Here is a 14,350-nt window from a genome sequence, read left to right on the forward strand (position 1 = left end):
TGTGACGCGGAGCGTCACGCAAGGCATTCCCACGCTGGAGCGTGAGGAACGATAATCTCAACTACCGTACGACACTCCGCCGACATGCCTTAGCCTCGATTATCGTGCGACGCCGCGTCGGCAGGCCTTAATCTCGATTATCGTGCGACGTTCTGCGTCGGCAGGCCTTAATCTCGATTATCGTGCGACGCTCTGCGTCGCATGCAATTCTGGACGCTCTGCGTCCTCTCTTGAGTGTGCCGTGCGGCACAGATCTGTGATCAGACGCCCACAAAAAAGCCGTGCCCGGTTAACCGGTGCACGGCTTTTTCACAGCAAGCGGTTGCTTACTTGTTGATCGAGTCGGTCAGCACTTTGGCTGGTACGAACTTGATAACTTTCTTGGCAGCGATTTCGATGGCAGCGCCAGTCGAAGGGTTGCGGCCAGTGCGAGCCGGACGCTCTGCAACTTTCAGTTTGCCGATACCTGGCAAAGTGATTTCCACGCCGTTTTCCAATTGGTCGGCAACAATTTGGCCCAATTGCTCAAGAGCATTACGCGCGGTAGTTTTTGGCGCGTCGATAGCTTCAGCGATATCGGCGATCAATTGGTCTTTAGTAAGAGCCATGGTGGTGTTCCTTCCCTATCAAATTCATTTGGATTGCAGAGTGCAACGTCGGCCCGTGGCCAGGCAATGAACCTGGCCACCCGCTAGCAGCCACGATTAATCGCGAAAGTGTAGATACTGAAACCGGGCAATGGTTCGACCTACGTGTGCGCTAACTGCATGCTTGACGCGCTAAGTGCGCAAGACCGCGCAAAACTAGCACAGAGCCGGACAAATATCCGCCTCTACCTATCCTTTTGGTCAGGTTTTAATGCCAATTGCACAAAAAACATCCAGCAAACACGCCCTGCTGGCGAAAACCAGCCTGCCCGGGGCCAAGTGGCGCACGCGTGCGTTACACTTGCCGTCTTGCAACGAGCTGCACGCTCTTCACCTTTTTCAGCCGAGAAGCCCATGCCGATCCGTCATTGCATCGTCCACCTGATCGATAAAAAACCCGACGGTACGCCCGCTGTTCTCCATGCACGCGACTCCGAACTCGCTGAGTCCCAGGCCATCGAGAACATGCTGGCCGACCTCAACGAGAGCTACAACGCCAAACAGGGCAAGGCATGGGGCCTGTTCCATCCAGAATCCGGCGCACACCCGTTCAGCGGCTGGCTGAAAGAGTATCTGGACGGTGGCAACGACTTCACCGCGTTCTCGCGCACAGCGGTCGAGCACCTGCAAAAGCTCATGGAAGAATCCAATCTGTCAGTGGGTGGCCACGTGCTGTTTGCCCATTATCAGCAAGGCATGACCGACTACCTGGCCATCGCCCTGCTGCACCACAGCGAAGGTGTGGCAGTGAATGCCGAACTGGACGTCACCCCTTCGCGCCACCTGGATCTGGGCCAGTTGCACCTTGCTGCGCGGATCAACCTGTCGGAATGGCAGAACAACAAACAGTCCAAGCAATACATTTCGTTCATCAAGGGCAAGAACGGCAAGAAGGTTTCCGAGTACTTCCGAGACTTCATCGGTTGCCAGGAAGGCGTTGATGGCCCCGGCGAAACCCGCACCCTGCTCAAGGCCTTCAGTGACTTTGTTGAAAGTGAAGACCTGCCGGAGGAGTCAGCCCGCGAGAAGACCAAGACCCTGGTCGATTACGCCAGCAGCCAGAGCAAGATGGGCGAGCCGATGGGCCTGGAAGAACTGTCCGAACTGATCGACGAAGATCGTCCGCGCGCGTTCTATGATCACATCCGCAACAAGGACTATGGCTTGTCGCCCGAGATCCCGGCCGATAAGCGCACCCTCAACCAGTTCCGACGTTTCACGGGACGCGCCGAAGGACTGTCGATCAGCTTCGAGGCTCACCTGCTGGGTGACAAGATCGAGTACGACGAAACTGCAGGCACCCTGATCATCAAGGGGCTGCCGACCCAACTGACCGATCAGTTGAAGCGACGGTAACCGACATGCTGATACGCACCCTCAAGAAGTTCGCGCTGATCATGCTGGTTGTGGTGGTTTATCAGAACTGGGGCAAGATCGAGAACTTCGTCAACCCGCCGCCAGCGAGCGTTGCGCAGAGCTACAGCCAGGCGAAAGTGGTGATGTACGCCACTGACTGGTGTGGCTACTGCAAACAGACGCGGCGCTTTCTCGACAGCAAAGGGATTGCGTATAAGGAGTTCGACATCGAGAAGTCCGAAGAAGGCCGCAAGGCCTACGAAGCACTGGGTGGCAGAGGCATACCGCTGATCGACGTCAACGGCACCTTGATCCGGGGATTCGACCCGGATCAGATACTGGCAGCATTGAAATAGCCTGGAATACCGTGCCAAAGCTCCGCGTCACAGACCTTTGCCACACTGCACACTCAAGAGAGGACGCAGAGCGTCCAGAACGGCGTGCGACGCAGAGCGTCGCACGATAATCGAGATTACGGCCTGCCGACGCGGCGTCGCACGATAGTCGAGATTACGGCATGTCGGCGTGGCGCCGCACGATAGTCGAGATTATCGTTCCTCACGCTCCAGCGTGGGAATGCCTTGCGTGACGCTCCGCGTCACAAATCTTTGCCGCACTGCACACTCAAGAGAGGACGCAGAGCGTCCAGAACGGCATGCGACGCAGAGCTTCGTAAACTTCAGCGCTTCTCGACCCGAAATCCTATTCTCGGGAAGTGCACATGCACGACGCCAGCGCGTTCATCTTCGCGGCGCAGGATCAACTCTTCGCGCCCGGTAAAGATCAATTCACCCTCAACCGCCTCGACGCCATAGTCGACTGCCGAGACAGCGACCTTGTCGCCCGCCTTGAAGCCATTCGGATCAACAAAGACTTCGTCGGGCAGTGGCGCAGGCGTTGCATTTCTGGCGATTTCAATGGCATCAGCCGAACTCAGGTCGCTGAACGTGCCATGCCCAAACCCCAGAACGCGATCAAGCCAGGCACTGACACCCGGATAATCATCGACAAAGTGCGCAGTCACTGGCGTCTGCTTGAGAAACCACAGCGTATGGGCAACCGAAAAATCGGCAATCGAAGGTACGCCAAACAGAAAATCACCACCGCGCGACAGCTGCAACTCCAGGCGTGACATCAGCGTGGGCCATTGATGCTTGACCTGCTCGACAGGCGGGCGTGAAGCCGTGCCACCGTTGAACAGCGTGGATCGGTCGGCAATGAACGCCTTGGCAGCGTCTGGCGGCACCTTGGCAAATCGTACAGCCATCGACTCAGGCTGAAACACCAGGCTCACGGCATGCAGGAACAGCACCGAATCCGCCCAGGCGGCCAGACCGGCAACCGAAAACTCCTGACCTTGCGGATAAAACGCTGGCGAAGCCTTTTCCTGCTCAAGGCGGCGCGCCATCAGTGCCGTGTCGCAGTAGATATCTGCGCCAGCCTGCAACACCGGCGTCCTGCGATAACCGCCTGTCAGCGCGGTCAGGTCGGGCTTGGGCATGATCGACGGGATCGTCACCGAGCGCCATGTGAGGCCTTTGAAACCCAGCATCAGGCGGGCTTTTTCGGCAAACAGTGACGTGGGGTAATGGTGAAGAATCAACTCGGACATGTTCAGCCTCTGCGCACTCGGGAAGCACACAGCTTAACCCGCAGCACCCTGCCCGCCCACAGACTCAAGCTGATGACACTACATCACGCTCATGAATCGGTGATCAGGCGTAACTGGCTGCCAGTGCCTCTTTGGCGCTTTTTCTGAGTTTCTTGATCAGCCGCTCCTGACGCAACGCCTCACCCTTGCTGGGCCACTGTTCGACGTAGACCAGGGCCATTGCCGGGCTGGAAGAGAAAAAGCGCGCGCCCTTGCCACTCTGGTGCGCAGCAAATCGCCGCTGCGGATCATCACTGATGCCGCAGTACAGCGAACCATTGGCAGCGCGCACCAGATAGACAAACCAGGGTTTGCCGACCGCCTGTTCGGCAGTCGGCGCACTCGCGGTGCTGGCAACCTCAGACACGGCGATTCTCTGAAAAGGTCTTCAGACCCTTGAGTGCCTGAGCCCGCACGGCGTTGCGTACCAGCGGTGTCCAGCCCAGCAGCAAACCTTTCAAACCCAGCGCCTGTCGCGACCAGCGCCATATGTCGAAATGATCGTGATGCTCGCAGATCTTGCCATCGCGGAACACGAATCGGGCCTCAATATCGTTGACCACCGTGCGCCCGGTCTGACTGAACAGATAGGTCGCCACCCAATGTGCAGTGCCCGCCCGATCATCGGCACGCACCTGATCGAAGACCACCGAGAAATTTTTCGCCTGGGAAGTCAGCATGCGCCACATGTCGCCTACCTGAGGCCCGCGCAATTCACCAAATGCCGGGTCACTAAACAGCACGTCATCGGTATAACAGGCACTCATCGCCTCGGCATCCAGCTGCGCAAACGCCTCATAAAAGCGGGTGATCAGTGCGCTGTTGGCCTGACTTTGTTCCTCGTAGTTCATGCGTGCACATCCCTTGGCGAATTATCCGTGCACGATAAGCGGCGCCGCTGAAAATGGCGAGGGTTGATGGCGCATCAGCCATCACTTTTACCTGTCCGGATAACGATTTCGCGCTGCACTGAACGCCTCTGAATTTTCAATCACCCAAGTCCACAGCGGAATCATTTGTACCAGCAGCCCCATGCCCAGGTCGGTCAACGAATATTCCACCCTGAGCGGCTTCTCGCAGTAGTCATGGCGGGTGATCAACCCGTCCTGTTCAAGCTGGCGCAAGGTATGAGTGAGCATGCGCTGAGTGACGCCGTGCAGCTTTCGGCGCAATTGGGCATGGCGCAAAGGGCTGCTGACGCCGAGCGCATGTACCACGCCCAATGACCAGCGGTTTCCGGCGTGGCCGAGAATATCGCGCTTGAGACCATCCTCATCATCGCTGAGCGCAGCACAGGCCGCTTCGGAGCGTCTGACCACTTCCTGCGCGTCCAGCCCGCCCGGTATCACCGATGTGCCTACTTTTTGTATGTCGACAGGCATGCCAGCATCTCTCCCGCCTGAATTGAAAGACTGTCCAAAGGGGTCACCATGCAAGCCGATAACGCAAACGTCAAACAACGCATTCTGGTAATAGGCGCAGGAGAGCTTGGGCTCGCCGTGCTGCGAGGGCTGGTCGAGAAAGCCGGAGCATATGATTTGAGCATTGCCGTGCTGCTACGCCAGAGCAGCTTGAGCACTAAAGCGCCCGCCAAGCGTGTGGAAATCGAAGAAATCCGCGCGCTGAACATTGCCATCGAAACCGCCGATCTGGCCGACGCCACCGTGGACGAACTAGCCACTGTCATGAAGCGCTACGACACGGTAATCAGTTGTGCGGGTTTTGCCGCTGGCCGGGGCACTCAGCGCAAACTGACCGATGCGGCGCTCAAGGCCGGCATAAAACGCTACCTGCCCTGGCAGTTCGGCGTTGACTACGACCTTATCGGCCGGGGCAGCCCTCAGGATCTGTTCGATGAGCAACTCGATGTGCGAGAAAAGCTGCGCGCCCAGCAACAAACCGAATGGGTAATCGTTTCGACCGGTATGTTTACAAGCTTCCTGTTCGAACCCGCGTTCGGTGTCGTCGATCTGCAAGGCGGTCGGATCAATGCGCTGGGCAGCCTCGATACGGCCGTGACAGTCACCACCGCAGAGGACATTGGCAGGCTGACTGCTGCCATCGTGATGCACGAGCCGCGCATAGTGAATCAGGTGGTGTACACCGCTGGCGACACATTGACATACGCCGGGCTGGCCGATCTTGTGGAGCGTGTCACGGGGCGCGACATCGAGCGGCACGTATGGAGTGTTGCGCAGTTGCAGGCCGATCTGACGGAAATGCCGGATGACAATCTGCGCAAATACCGGGCAGTCTTTGCCATGGGCCGAGGCGTGGCATGGGACGTCGCCCGTACCTACAACGCGAAATCAGGGCTGAGCGTCACCAGTGCCGAACAATGGGCCCTGGCCAATCTGGCTCAGACCTGAAGCAGCTCAAGCCCGTTCCGAACGATCAACAATCATCGAAAATCAAACCTTCTCGCTACTGACCTGCACCTGCAGCGCCCGACCGGCACCCATGCCCGCGATGATGGCGCCCAGCCCGAGTACCGCGAAGATCCAGCCAATCGCGCTCCAGCTGCCGGTCATGTCATGCACCACGCCCACGGCAAACGGGCCGGTCGAGGCGATGGTGTAGCCAAAGCCTTGCGCCATACTCGACAGATTGGCGGCGACATGTGAGTCGCGCGAGCGCAGGACGATCAAGGCCAGCGCCAGGCTGAACGTGCCGCCCTGCCCGATCCCCAGCAGGACGGCCCAGCCCCACAGCCCGCCGAGCGGAGCGTACAGGCAGCCGAACAGCCCGGTCAGTGTGAGCGACATGACCAGCATGATCGCCAGACGCTGATCCTTGCCGCGTGTGGCCAGATAGGGCACCGCCAGGGCGCTGATGACTTGTGCGATGATCGAGCCGGACAGCAGCAGACCGGCCTGGGTCGGCGTCAAGCCGCGACCGATGAGAATCGAGGGCAGCCAGCCGAAGACAATGTACGACAGCGACGATTGCAGGCCCATATACAGCGTGACCTGCCACGCCAGCGGGTCACGCAACAGACCGCGAACTCGATAGACATCGCGATGTGAGCCATGCATTTCACGTGCTTGTGGAAACCAGAACAGCGCCGCAATCAACGCCGGGACCAGCCAGAAACCCAGACCTATTTGCCAGCTGTCACCGACGTACTGGCTCAGCGGCACCGTCGAACCGGCTGCAATCGCAGCGCCCAGGCACAGCGCCATGGTGTAGACACCGGTCATGGCCCCGGCCTTGTGCGGGAAATCGCGCTTGACGATACCGGGCAACAATACGCCGATGATCCCGATGCTCGCGCCCGCCAGCAGGCTGCCGGTAAACAGGCCGACTTCGCCGAACAGGCTGCGTACTGCCAGACCCGACGCCAGTGTCAGGAGCACCACCAAAACCACCCGTTCACTGCCAAAACGCCGGGCAAGAATCGGTGCCAATGGCGCGAACAGGCCCAGACACAACACCGGCAAGGTGGTCAGCAGACCAGCTTCGGCAGCCGACATCCCAAGGCTTGCGGACACCTCGTTAAGCAACGGCGCAACGCTGGATAACGCGGGGCGCAGGTTGAGGGCGACCAGCACCAGACCCAGCAGCAACAGCCAGGGGCGCTTTAGAACAGGATGGGCTTGATCGGTAATCGGTTGGGGGCTGGATTGAGCCTTGGCAGTCATCGGTTTCTCGGTAATCAGGTATGTCGACCCTTTTCAGGGGGGCGGTATCCTGTTGGAGAATCATCGCGAATACAAGGTTCAGCCAGAATTGCATACAAGATGCATGGCAAATGCAGGCGAAAAAAAACCGGGCGCATGGCCCGGTTTTCCGTGTAGCAGCTACTGACTCAGTGAATGATCTGACTGAGGAACAGCTTGGTACGATCGCTTTGCGGGTTGTCGAAGAAGTCGTTCGGCGCGGCCTGTTCGACGATTTCGCCTTTGTCCATGAAGATAACCCGGTTCGCCACGGTACGGGCAAAGCCCATCTCGTGAGTCACGCATAACATGGTCATGCCTTCTTCAGCCAGGCCAACCATGGTGTCGAGCACTTCCTTGACCATTTCCGGGTCAAGCGCCGAAGTCGGTTCATCGAACAGCATGATTTTCGGCTTCATGCACAAGGCACGGGCAATCGCCACACGCTGCTGCTGACCACCGGAAAGCTGACCCGGGAACTTGTGGGCCTGCTCCGGAATACGCACACGCTCCAGATAATGCATGGCGATTTCTTCGGCTTTCTTTTTCGGCATGTTGCGTACCCACATCGGTGCCAGCGTGCAGTTCTGCAGGATGGTAAGGTGCGGGAACAGGTTGAAATGCTGAAACACCATGCCGACTTCACGGCGGATGGTCTCGATCTGCTTCAAGTCGGAAGTCAGTTCGGTGCCGTCGACGATGATACGGCCCTGCTGGTGCTCTTCCAGACGGTTGAGGCAACGAATGGTGGTCGATTTGCCCGAACCCGATGGGCCGCACAGCACGATACGTTCGCCCTGACGCACGTTCAGGTTGATGTCCTTGAGTACATGGAACTGGCCGTACCACTTGTGGACGCCCTCCATGCGGATCATGCCTTCAGCGCCCAGAGGCTTATTGATAACTTCACTCATCACAAAACTCCTAACGCTTGTGGCCTGTGTCCAGCTTACGTTCCAAATGCATGGAATAGCGGGACATACCGAAACAGAAGATCCAGAACACCAGGGCCGCGAAGACATAGCCTTCAGTGGCCATACCCAGCCATGCCGGGTCGGCGGTAGCTTGCTTGACGCTGTTGAGCAGGTCGAACAGGCCGATAATGATCACCAGACTGGTGTCTTTGAACAAGGCAATGAAGGTGTTGACGATGCCGGGAATGACCATCTTCAACGCCTGCGGCAAAATCACCAGACCCATGCTGCGCCAGTAACCCAGGCCCATGGCCGAGGCGGCTTCATACTGGCCCTTGGGGATGGCCTGCATGCCGCCGCGTACCACTTCGGCGATGTACGCCGACTGGAACAGAATCACGCCGATCAACGCCCGCAGCAGTTTGTCGAAGTTCATCCCTTCGGGCATGAACAGCGGCAGCATCACCGACGACATGAACAGCACGGTGATCAGCGGCACGCCGCGCCAGAACTCGATAAACGTTACGCACACCACACGCACAGCCGGCATGTTGGAGCGACGGCCGAGCGCCAGCAAAATACCCAGCGGCAAGGCACCGACGATACCCACGGTGGCAATCACCAGGGTCAGCATCAGGCCGCCCCACTGGCTGGTCGGTACGTTGGTCAGACCAAAAGCACCGCCGTGCAGCAGGTAGAAGGCAACAATCGGGTAAATCACCAGAAAGGCGATACCGTAGACAGCCTTGCGCTGAAACTTCGAGATGAACAGCGGCGCAGCACCGACAATCGCCAGGATGGCGGTCAGGTCGACCCGCCAGCGCAGTTCATTGGGGAAGTAGCCGTACATGAACTGGCCGAAGCGCTGCTCGATGAACACCCAGCAGGCGCCCGCCTTGGTGCAGTCTTCCTTGGTCGTGCCGACCCAGTTGGCGTCCAGCAGCGCCCAACTGATGATCGGCGGAACGACCAGATAGATCAGGTAGAGCGAGAACAGGGTCAGCAGGGTGTTGATCCAGCTGGAGAACAGGTTCTGCCTCATCCACGCCATCGGGCCGAACACTTTGCCCGGTGGTGGCATATCAGGTTTGAAAGTATGAGTTGTCATGCGCGTTTCCTCACCGCTCGATCAGCGCAATGCGCTTGTTGTACCAGTTCATCAGCAGAGAAATGCTGATACTGATCGCCAGGTACACACTCATGGTGATGGCAATGACTTCAATAGCCTGCCCGGTCTGGTTGAGCACCGTACCGGCGAACAGGGAAACCATTTCCGGATAACCGATGGCTGCTGCCAGCGACGAGTTCTTCGCCAGGTTCAGGAACTGACTGGTCAACGGCGGAATGATCACTCGCAGCGCCTGCGGAATGATGACCTTGCGCAGCGTTGGCCCGGGGCGCAGCCCCAGCGAGCGGGCAGCTTCGGTCTGACCGTGGCTGACCGACTTGATGCCGGAACGCACGATTTCAGCGATGAACGCCGCCGTGTAGATGGTCAGTGCCAGGGTCAGGGAGATCAGCTCCGGGATCAGCACCCAGCCACCGGTGAAGTTGAAACCCTTCAGTTGCGGCAGTTCCCAATGCACCGGGCTGCCGAAGACCAGCATGCTCAGGCCCGGGATCACCAGCAATAACGCCAGACCGACCCAGAACTTGTGAAACGGCTGGCCAGTGGCTTCGAAGCGCTTGTTGGCCCAGCGCACCATCATCACGATCGCTATAACGGCAACCACGATGCTGATCAGAAACGCCCATGCACCTTCGGCTGGCAAGGCTCTGGGCATATTGAGCCCGCGGCTGCTGACGAAGAACATGTCCAGATAACCATGCGCCTGACGCGGACCAGGCAGCGTGAGGAATACGGCGGTGTACCAGAAGAGGATCTGCAGCAGTGGCGGAATGTTGCGGAAGACTTCGACATAAACGGTTGCCAGCTTGCTGATCATCCAGTTCGGAGACAGGCGAGCGACGCCAATGACAAAGCCCAGCAAGGTCGCCAGGACAATACCGATAACCGACACCAGCAAGGTATTCAGCAGGCCGATGACGAATACGCGGGCATAACTGTCCGCTTCGCTGTAGTCGATCAGGTGTTGAGCAATACCGAAACCGGCACTGTTTTCAAGAAAGCCGAAACCCGAGGTAATACCACGGTGTTGCAGGTTGGTCTGGGTATTGTCGAAGATGAACCAGCCCAACGCGATCACCGCCACGACAGTGATGATCTGAAATAACCACGCGCGCACTTTCGGATCGCTCAGAGAGAGCTTTTGCTTGGGTGCGACGATTTGCTTTTCCATGAAATGCCCCAGGAAAAATCCAACAGAACAACGCCCGACAGGCTGGGAAGCCTGCCGGGCGCCGGGTCAATCAACGAATAGGTGGAGCGTACTGAATGCCGCCAGCATTCCACAGAGCGTTCTGGCCGCGCTTGATTTTCAGCGGGGTGCCTTCGCCCAGGTTGCGTTCGAACACTTCGCCGTAGTTACCGACCTGCTTGACGATCTGCACGACCCAGTCTTTCGGCAGCTTGAGGTCCTTACCGTAAGTGCCGTCGGCACCCAGCATACGGGCTACGTCAGGATTCTTGGTCGACTTGGCTTCAGCTTCAACGTTCTTGGAAGTGATTTTGGCTTCCTCGGCGTTGAGCATGGCGAACAGGGTCCAGCGAACGATCGAGAACCAGTCTTCGTCGCCTTTACGCACGACAGGGCCCAGCGGCTCCTTGGAAATCACTTCAGGCAGAACGATGTAATCGTCCGGCTTGGCCAGCTTGCTGCGCTGTGCGTAGAGTTGCGACTGGTCGGAAGTCAGTACGTCGCAACGACCGCCTTCCAGCGACTTGGCGCTTTCGTCGGAGGTGTCGAAGGTGATCGGGGTGTATTTCAGGCCGTTCGAACGGAAGTAGTCGGAGACGTTCAGCTCGGTAGTGGTACCGGCCTGGATGCAGATGGTTGCACCGTCCAGTTCCTTGGCGCTTTTGACGCCCAGCTTGTTGTTTACCAGGAAGCCGATACCGTCGTAGTAAGTCACGCCGGTGAACACCAGGCCCATGCCCGCATCACGGGAGCTGGTCCAGGTGGTGTTACGCGAAAGGATGTCGATCTCGCCGGATTGCAGTGCAGTGAAACGCTCCTTGGCGTTCAACTGGCTGAACTTGACCTTGGTGGCGTCGCCGAATACTGCGGCGGCTACTGCGCGGCAGACATCAGCGTCAATACCGGTGATCTTGCCGGTGGAGTCCGGAACGGAGAACCCTGGCAGGCCATCGCTGACGCCGCACTGAACAAAACCTTTCTTCTGAATAGCGTCAAGGGTGGCACCGGCGTTGGCAGCCCCGGTTACACCAAATGCGGCCAGGGCGGTGACGACAGCCAGGGTGGATTTCAACATCTTCATTCAAAAACCTCCAGTTTGCTCTTTGTTGTGTAGGTGTCTCAGTCGCGTCGCACCTTTGTGAGGCGCTAATGACCCGTGCTGGCTTATTTTTGGGTCATGCAACGCTGGGCCTGAATCACGAATCGTCTGCAGGATCATCCCGTCATTCGTCTTCATCATTCAGAATCGGCCCCGTGGACTGAAACCCCATGATTTTCCTGGACCGGAGCGGTACAGGTTGAATCGTGCCGCGAATCCTGACGCATGGACTCCCGAGCTGCTTTTCGATCGCTATAAGTAATAGCCTTATAGTGTTACCGAACGATGTGAGCGCCTCGACTCCAGTCCTGCTGTAGCAAAGCCCGTACCAGCATGCTGGCTATGTCGAATTAGCGACAGGTCAAGACAAAAACTTGTAACCTTGCGACATCTTCTTTCATTTTTAATCTAACAGCGCACCCTATTAATGCGCTCTAAATGAGCCAGCGCACACAAATGGAGCAGACATGAGCGAACCTTTGATCATCCAACCTTCAGGCACCGCGGATGCCTGCGTTATCTGGCTGCACGGGTTGGGCGCCGACCGCTATGATTTTCTTCCGGTCGCCGAGATGCTGCAGGAGTCGCTGACGACTACACGTTTCGTCCTGCCTCAGGCACCGACACGCGCCGTAACGGTCAACGGCGGCTATGAAATGCCAAGCTGGTACGACATCAAGGCCATGAGTTCCGAGGCCCGCGCCATTGATCACGATCAGATGGAAGCCTCGGCACAAAAGGTGCTGGACCTTATCGAGCAACAACGCGACAGCGGCATCGACCCGTCACGGATATTTCTGGCAGGCTTTTCCCAAGGCGGCGCGGTGGTGTTACACGCGGGCTATAGACGCTGGCAGGGTCCGCTGGGCGGCGTCCTCGCGCTTTCCACTTATGCCCCGACATTCAGCAATGAGATGACGCTGTCTGCCAGCCAACAGCGCATCCCTGCCTACTGCCTGCATGGCCAGCACGACGAAGTGGTGCACAACCCCATGGGCCGGACGGTGTACGAGCACCTCAAGGCTCAGGGTGTAACCGCTCAATGGCAAGAGTACCCAATGGGGCACCAAGTGTTACCGCAGGAAATCCATGACATCGGCGTCTGGCTGGCTGACAAGCTGCGCTAAAGCGCCCTGGGCCCGCCTGCAACTGACCGCTTTTGTAGCCCGCCACGGATGGCACTACGCCGAGCACGGTTCTTGCTTTACACTGCTCGGCGTACATTCCTTAACCAATTGATGAGATGACCGTGCTCAAAGCACTTAAAAAGATGTTCGGTAAAAGTGAGGCTGAGCAGCGCGCGCCTGGTCCGACAGCCTTTATTCCCGCCTCCCCCGCTGCCGCAGGCGACACACCGGATCATGCCCAGACTCAGCTTTCGGACACCGTCAACGAGCCCTCCAAAGCCAGAGCACCGCGCACCGACAAGCCAAGGGCCGAGCGCCCGCGTCGTGAGCGCGTGGTAAAACCGCCTGCGCCAGCATGGAAACTCGAAGATTTCGTCGTCGAACCGCAGGAAGGCAAGACCCGCTTCCACGATTTCAACCTTGCGCCTGAACTGATGCACGCGATTCAGGACCTTGGTTTCCCGTACTGCACACCGATTCAGGCGGGCGTACTGGGCTTCACGCTCAAAGGCAAGGACGCAATCGGTCGCGCCCAGACCGGTACCGGCAAGACCGCTGCGTTCCTGATCTCGATCATCGAGCAACTGACCCAGACGCCACCGCCAGCCGAACGTTACATGGGTGAGCCCCGTGCGCTGATCATTGCGCCCACTCGCGAACTGGTGGTGCAGATCGCCAAGGACGCTGCCGACCTGACCAAATACACCAACCTGAACGTCATGACGTTCGTCGGTGGCATGGATTTCGACAAGCAGCTCAAACAACTTGAAGCACGGCACTGCGATATTCTGGTGGCCACGCCTGGCCGCCTGCTGGACTTCAACCAGCGCGGCGAAGTGCATCTGGACATGGTCGAAGTGATGGTCCTGGACGAAGCCGACCGCATGCTCGACATGGGTTTCATCCCGCAGGTGCGTCAGATCATTCGCCAAACACCGCACAAGGGTGAACGCCAGACGCTGCTGTTCTCCGCGACCTTCACCGAAGACGTGATGAACCTCGCCAAACAATGGACGACAGACCCTTCCATCGTCGAAATCGAATCGTTGAACGTCGCCAGTGACAACGTCGAGCAGCATATCTATGCCGTTGCCGGTGCCGACAAGTACAAGCTGCTCTATAACCTGGTCACCGACAACGGCTGGGAACGAGTGATGGTCTTTGCCAACCGCAAGGACGAGGTGCGACGCATCGAAGAGCGCTTGGTACGCGATGGCGTCAATGCCGCGCAACTGTCGGGCGATGTGCCGCAGCACAAGCGCATCAAGACCCTTGAAGGCTTCCGCGAAGGCAAGATCCGCGTACTGGTCGCCACCGATGTGGCCGGTCGTGGTATCCACATTGACGGCATCAGCCACGTGATTAACTTCACCCTGCCAGAGGTGCCGGACGACTACGTGCACCGCATCGGCCGTACCGGTCGCGCAGGTGCCGATGGCGTCTCCATCAGCTTCGCTGGCGAAGATGACTCCTACCAGCTGCCCGCCATCGAAGAGAAACTGGGTCGCAAGATCAGTTGTGAAACACCACCGACCCACCTGCTCAGGGCAGTGGTGCGGCAAACGACCTGACACGTGCG

Annotated in this window: 15 protein-coding genes; 5 read left to right on the top strand and 10 right to left on the bottom strand. The window is 58.3% G+C overall.

Annotation, left to right across the window (positions count from 1 at the left end; translation table 11 throughout):
- Window positions 1-326 precede the first annotated feature (326 nt).
- Complete coding sequence (locus tag RYA97_RS18565) at window positions 327-608, bottom strand: HU family DNA-binding protein (RefSeq protein WP_002552279.1); 282 nt, start codon at window positions 606-608, stop codon at window positions 327-329.
- Window positions 609-1,001: 393 nt separating this feature from the next.
- Here RYA97_RS18565 and yejK point away from each other — a divergent pair, with 393 nt between their 5' ends.
- Both yejK and RYA97_RS18575 read left to right on the top strand, forming a co-directional pair.
- Window positions 1,002-2,003: a nucleoid-associated protein YejK gene (gene yejK, locus RYA97_RS18570; protein WP_019742027.1), complete on the top strand. Its 1,002-nt coding sequence runs from the start codon at window positions 1,002-1,004 to the stop codon at window positions 2,001-2,003.
- 5 nt (window positions 2,004-2,008) lie between these two features.
- Entirely contained in the window at window positions 2,009-2,359 is a 351-nt protein-coding gene (locus tag RYA97_RS18575) for a glutaredoxin family protein (RefSeq protein WP_005746001.1), read from the top strand.
- A gap of 323 nt (window positions 2,360-2,682) precedes the next feature.
- Here the strand turns inward: RYA97_RS18575 and RYA97_RS18580 are convergent, their stop codons facing one another.
- The 4 genes from RYA97_RS18580 to RYA97_RS18595 all read right to left on the bottom strand — a co-directional run bounded on the left by RYA97_RS18580 (window position 2,683) and on the right by RYA97_RS18595 (window position 5,036).
- Window positions 2,683-3,615, bottom strand: coding sequence for a glutathione S-transferase family protein (locus RYA97_RS18580; protein ID WP_117139510.1), 933 nt, complete (start codon window positions 3,613-3,615; stop codon window positions 2,683-2,685).
- Window positions 3,616-3,718: 103 nt separating this feature from the next.
- The gene (locus tag RYA97_RS18585) at window positions 3,719-4,021 is read right to left on the bottom strand and encodes a GIY-YIG nuclease family protein (RefSeq protein WP_117139509.1); all 303 of its coding nucleotides are present in this window, start codon (window positions 4,019-4,021) and stop codon (window positions 3,719-3,721) included.
- Window positions 4,014-4,505: a nuclear transport factor 2 family protein gene (locus RYA97_RS18590; protein WP_117139508.1), complete on the bottom strand. Its 492-nt coding sequence runs from the start codon at window positions 4,503-4,505 to the stop codon at window positions 4,014-4,016. The genes RYA97_RS18585 and RYA97_RS18590 overlap by 8 nt, the downstream gene beginning before the upstream one ends.
- A gap of 87 nt (window positions 4,506-4,592) precedes the next feature.
- Window positions 4,593-5,036 (bottom strand): winged helix-turn-helix transcriptional regulator, encoded by a 444-nt coding sequence (locus tag RYA97_RS18595; RefSeq protein ID WP_005732705.1) that lies wholly within the window; start codon window positions 5,034-5,036, stop codon window positions 4,593-4,595.
- Between the two features lie 48 nt (window positions 5,037-5,084).
- Here RYA97_RS18595 and RYA97_RS18600 point away from each other — a divergent pair, with 48 nt between their 5' ends.
- The gene (locus tag RYA97_RS18600; protein ID WP_117139507.1) at window positions 5,085-6,023 is read left to right on the top strand and encodes an aromatic alcohol reductase; all 939 of its coding nucleotides are present in this window, start codon (window positions 5,085-5,087) and stop codon (window positions 6,021-6,023) included.
- Between the two features lie 42 nt (window positions 6,024-6,065).
- On the opposite strand, the gene RYA97_RS18605 is transcribed toward RYA97_RS18600, so the two are convergent.
- The 5 genes from RYA97_RS18605 to RYA97_RS18625 form a co-directional block, all read right to left on the bottom strand.
- Window positions 6,066-7,295, bottom strand: a complete 1,230-nt coding sequence (locus RYA97_RS18605; RefSeq protein WP_117139506.1) for a CynX/NimT family MFS transporter — start codon at window positions 7,293-7,295, stop codon at window positions 6,066-6,068.
- A 167-nt stretch (window positions 7,296-7,462) separates the two neighbouring features.
- On the bottom strand, window positions 7,463-8,227 hold the full coding sequence (locus RYA97_RS18610; RefSeq protein ID WP_003365366.1) for an amino acid ABC transporter ATP-binding protein: 765 nt from the start codon (window positions 8,225-8,227) through the stop codon (window positions 7,463-7,465).
- A gap of 10 nt (window positions 8,228-8,237) precedes the next feature.
- A complete protein-coding gene (locus RYA97_RS18615; RefSeq protein WP_005752912.1) occupies window positions 8,238-9,335 on the bottom strand; it encodes an amino acid ABC transporter permease in 1,098 nt (365 codons plus the stop codon).
- A 10-nt stretch (window positions 9,336-9,345) separates the two neighbouring features.
- On the bottom strand, window positions 9,346-10,527 hold the full coding sequence (locus RYA97_RS18620; protein WP_002552269.1) for an amino acid ABC transporter permease: 1,182 nt from the start codon (window positions 10,525-10,527) through the stop codon (window positions 9,346-9,348).
- A gap of 70 nt (window positions 10,528-10,597) precedes the next feature.
- The gene (locus tag RYA97_RS18625; RefSeq protein ID WP_002552268.1) at window positions 10,598-11,626 is read right to left on the bottom strand and encodes an amino acid ABC transporter substrate-binding protein; all 1,029 of its coding nucleotides are present in this window, start codon (window positions 11,624-11,626) and stop codon (window positions 10,598-10,600) included.
- A gap of 485 nt (window positions 11,627-12,111) precedes the next feature.
- Here RYA97_RS18625 and RYA97_RS18630 point away from each other — a divergent pair, with 485 nt between their 5' ends.
- Together RYA97_RS18630 and rhlB are read left to right on the top strand one after the other, a co-directional pair.
- Entirely contained in the window at window positions 12,112-12,771 is a 660-nt protein-coding gene (locus RYA97_RS18630; protein ID WP_004663973.1) for an alpha/beta hydrolase, read from the top strand.
- A gap of 116 nt (window positions 12,772-12,887) precedes the next feature.
- Window positions 12,888-14,342 carry an ATP-dependent RNA helicase RhlB gene (gene rhlB / locus RYA97_RS18635; protein WP_016980921.1) on the top strand — a complete coding sequence of 485 codons (1,455 nt, stop codon included), beginning with the start codon at window positions 12,888-12,890 and terminating at the stop codon, window positions 14,340-14,342.
- Window positions 14,343-14,350: the final 8 nt, after the last annotated feature.

This window comes from Pseudomonas syringae group sp. 26L6 (genome assembly GCF_032587815.1).
Classification (GTDB): Bacteria; Pseudomonadota; Gammaproteobacteria; order Pseudomonadales; family Pseudomonadaceae; genus Aquipseudomonas; species Aquipseudomonas amygdali.

Excerpts from the sequence above, each read along its gene's own strand:
- RYA97_RS18575 (WP_005746001.1), top strand. The coding sequence starts at position 2,009 with ATGCTGATACGCACCCTCAAGAAGTTCGCGCTGATCATGCTGGTTGTG.
- RYA97_RS18615 (WP_005752912.1), bottom strand. The coding sequence starts at position 9,335 with ATGACAACTCATACTTTCAAACCTGATATGCCACCACCGGGCAAAGTG.
- RYA97_RS18605 (WP_117139506.1), bottom strand. The coding sequence starts at position 7,295 with ATGACTGCCAAGGCTCAATCCAGCCCCCAACCGATTACCGATCAAGCC.
- RYA97_RS18630 (WP_004663973.1), top strand. The coding sequence starts at position 12,112 with ATGAGCGAACCTTTGATCATCCAACCTTCAGGCACCGCGGATGCCTGC.
- RYA97_RS18600 (WP_117139507.1), top strand. The coding sequence starts at position 5,085 with ATGCAAGCCGATAACGCAAACGTCAAACAACGCATTCTGGTAATAGGC.
- RYA97_RS18610 (WP_003365366.1), bottom strand. The coding sequence starts at position 8,227 with ATGAGTGAAGTTATCAATAAGCCTCTGGGCGCTGAAGGCATGATCCGC.
- RYA97_RS18580 (WP_117139510.1), bottom strand. The coding sequence starts at position 3,615 with ATGTCCGAGTTGATTCTTCACCATTACCCCACGTCACTGTTTGCCGAA.
- RYA97_RS18620 (WP_002552269.1), bottom strand. The coding sequence starts at position 10,527 with ATGGAAAAGCAAATCGTCGCACCCAAGCAAAAGCTCTCTCTGAGCGAT.
- RYA97_RS18625 (WP_002552268.1), bottom strand. The coding sequence starts at position 11,626 with ATGAAGATGTTGAAATCCACCCTGGCTGTCGTCACCGCCCTGGCCGCA.
- RYA97_RS18590 (WP_117139508.1), bottom strand. The coding sequence starts at position 4,505 with ATGAACTACGAGGAACAAAGTCAGGCCAACAGCGCACTGATCACCCGC.
- RYA97_RS18565 (WP_002552279.1), bottom strand. The coding sequence starts at position 608 with ATGGCTCTTACTAAAGACCAATTGATCGCCGATATCGCTGAAGCTATC.
- rhlB (WP_016980921.1), top strand. The coding sequence starts at position 12,888 with ATGACCGTGCTCAAAGCACTTAAAAAGATGTTCGGTAAAAGTGAGGCT.
- yejK (WP_019742027.1), top strand. The coding sequence starts at position 1,002 with ATGCCGATCCGTCATTGCATCGTCCACCTGATCGATAAAAAACCCGAC.
- RYA97_RS18595 (WP_005732705.1), bottom strand. The coding sequence starts at position 5,036 with ATGCCTGTCGACATACAAAAAGTAGGCACATCGGTGATACCGGGCGGG.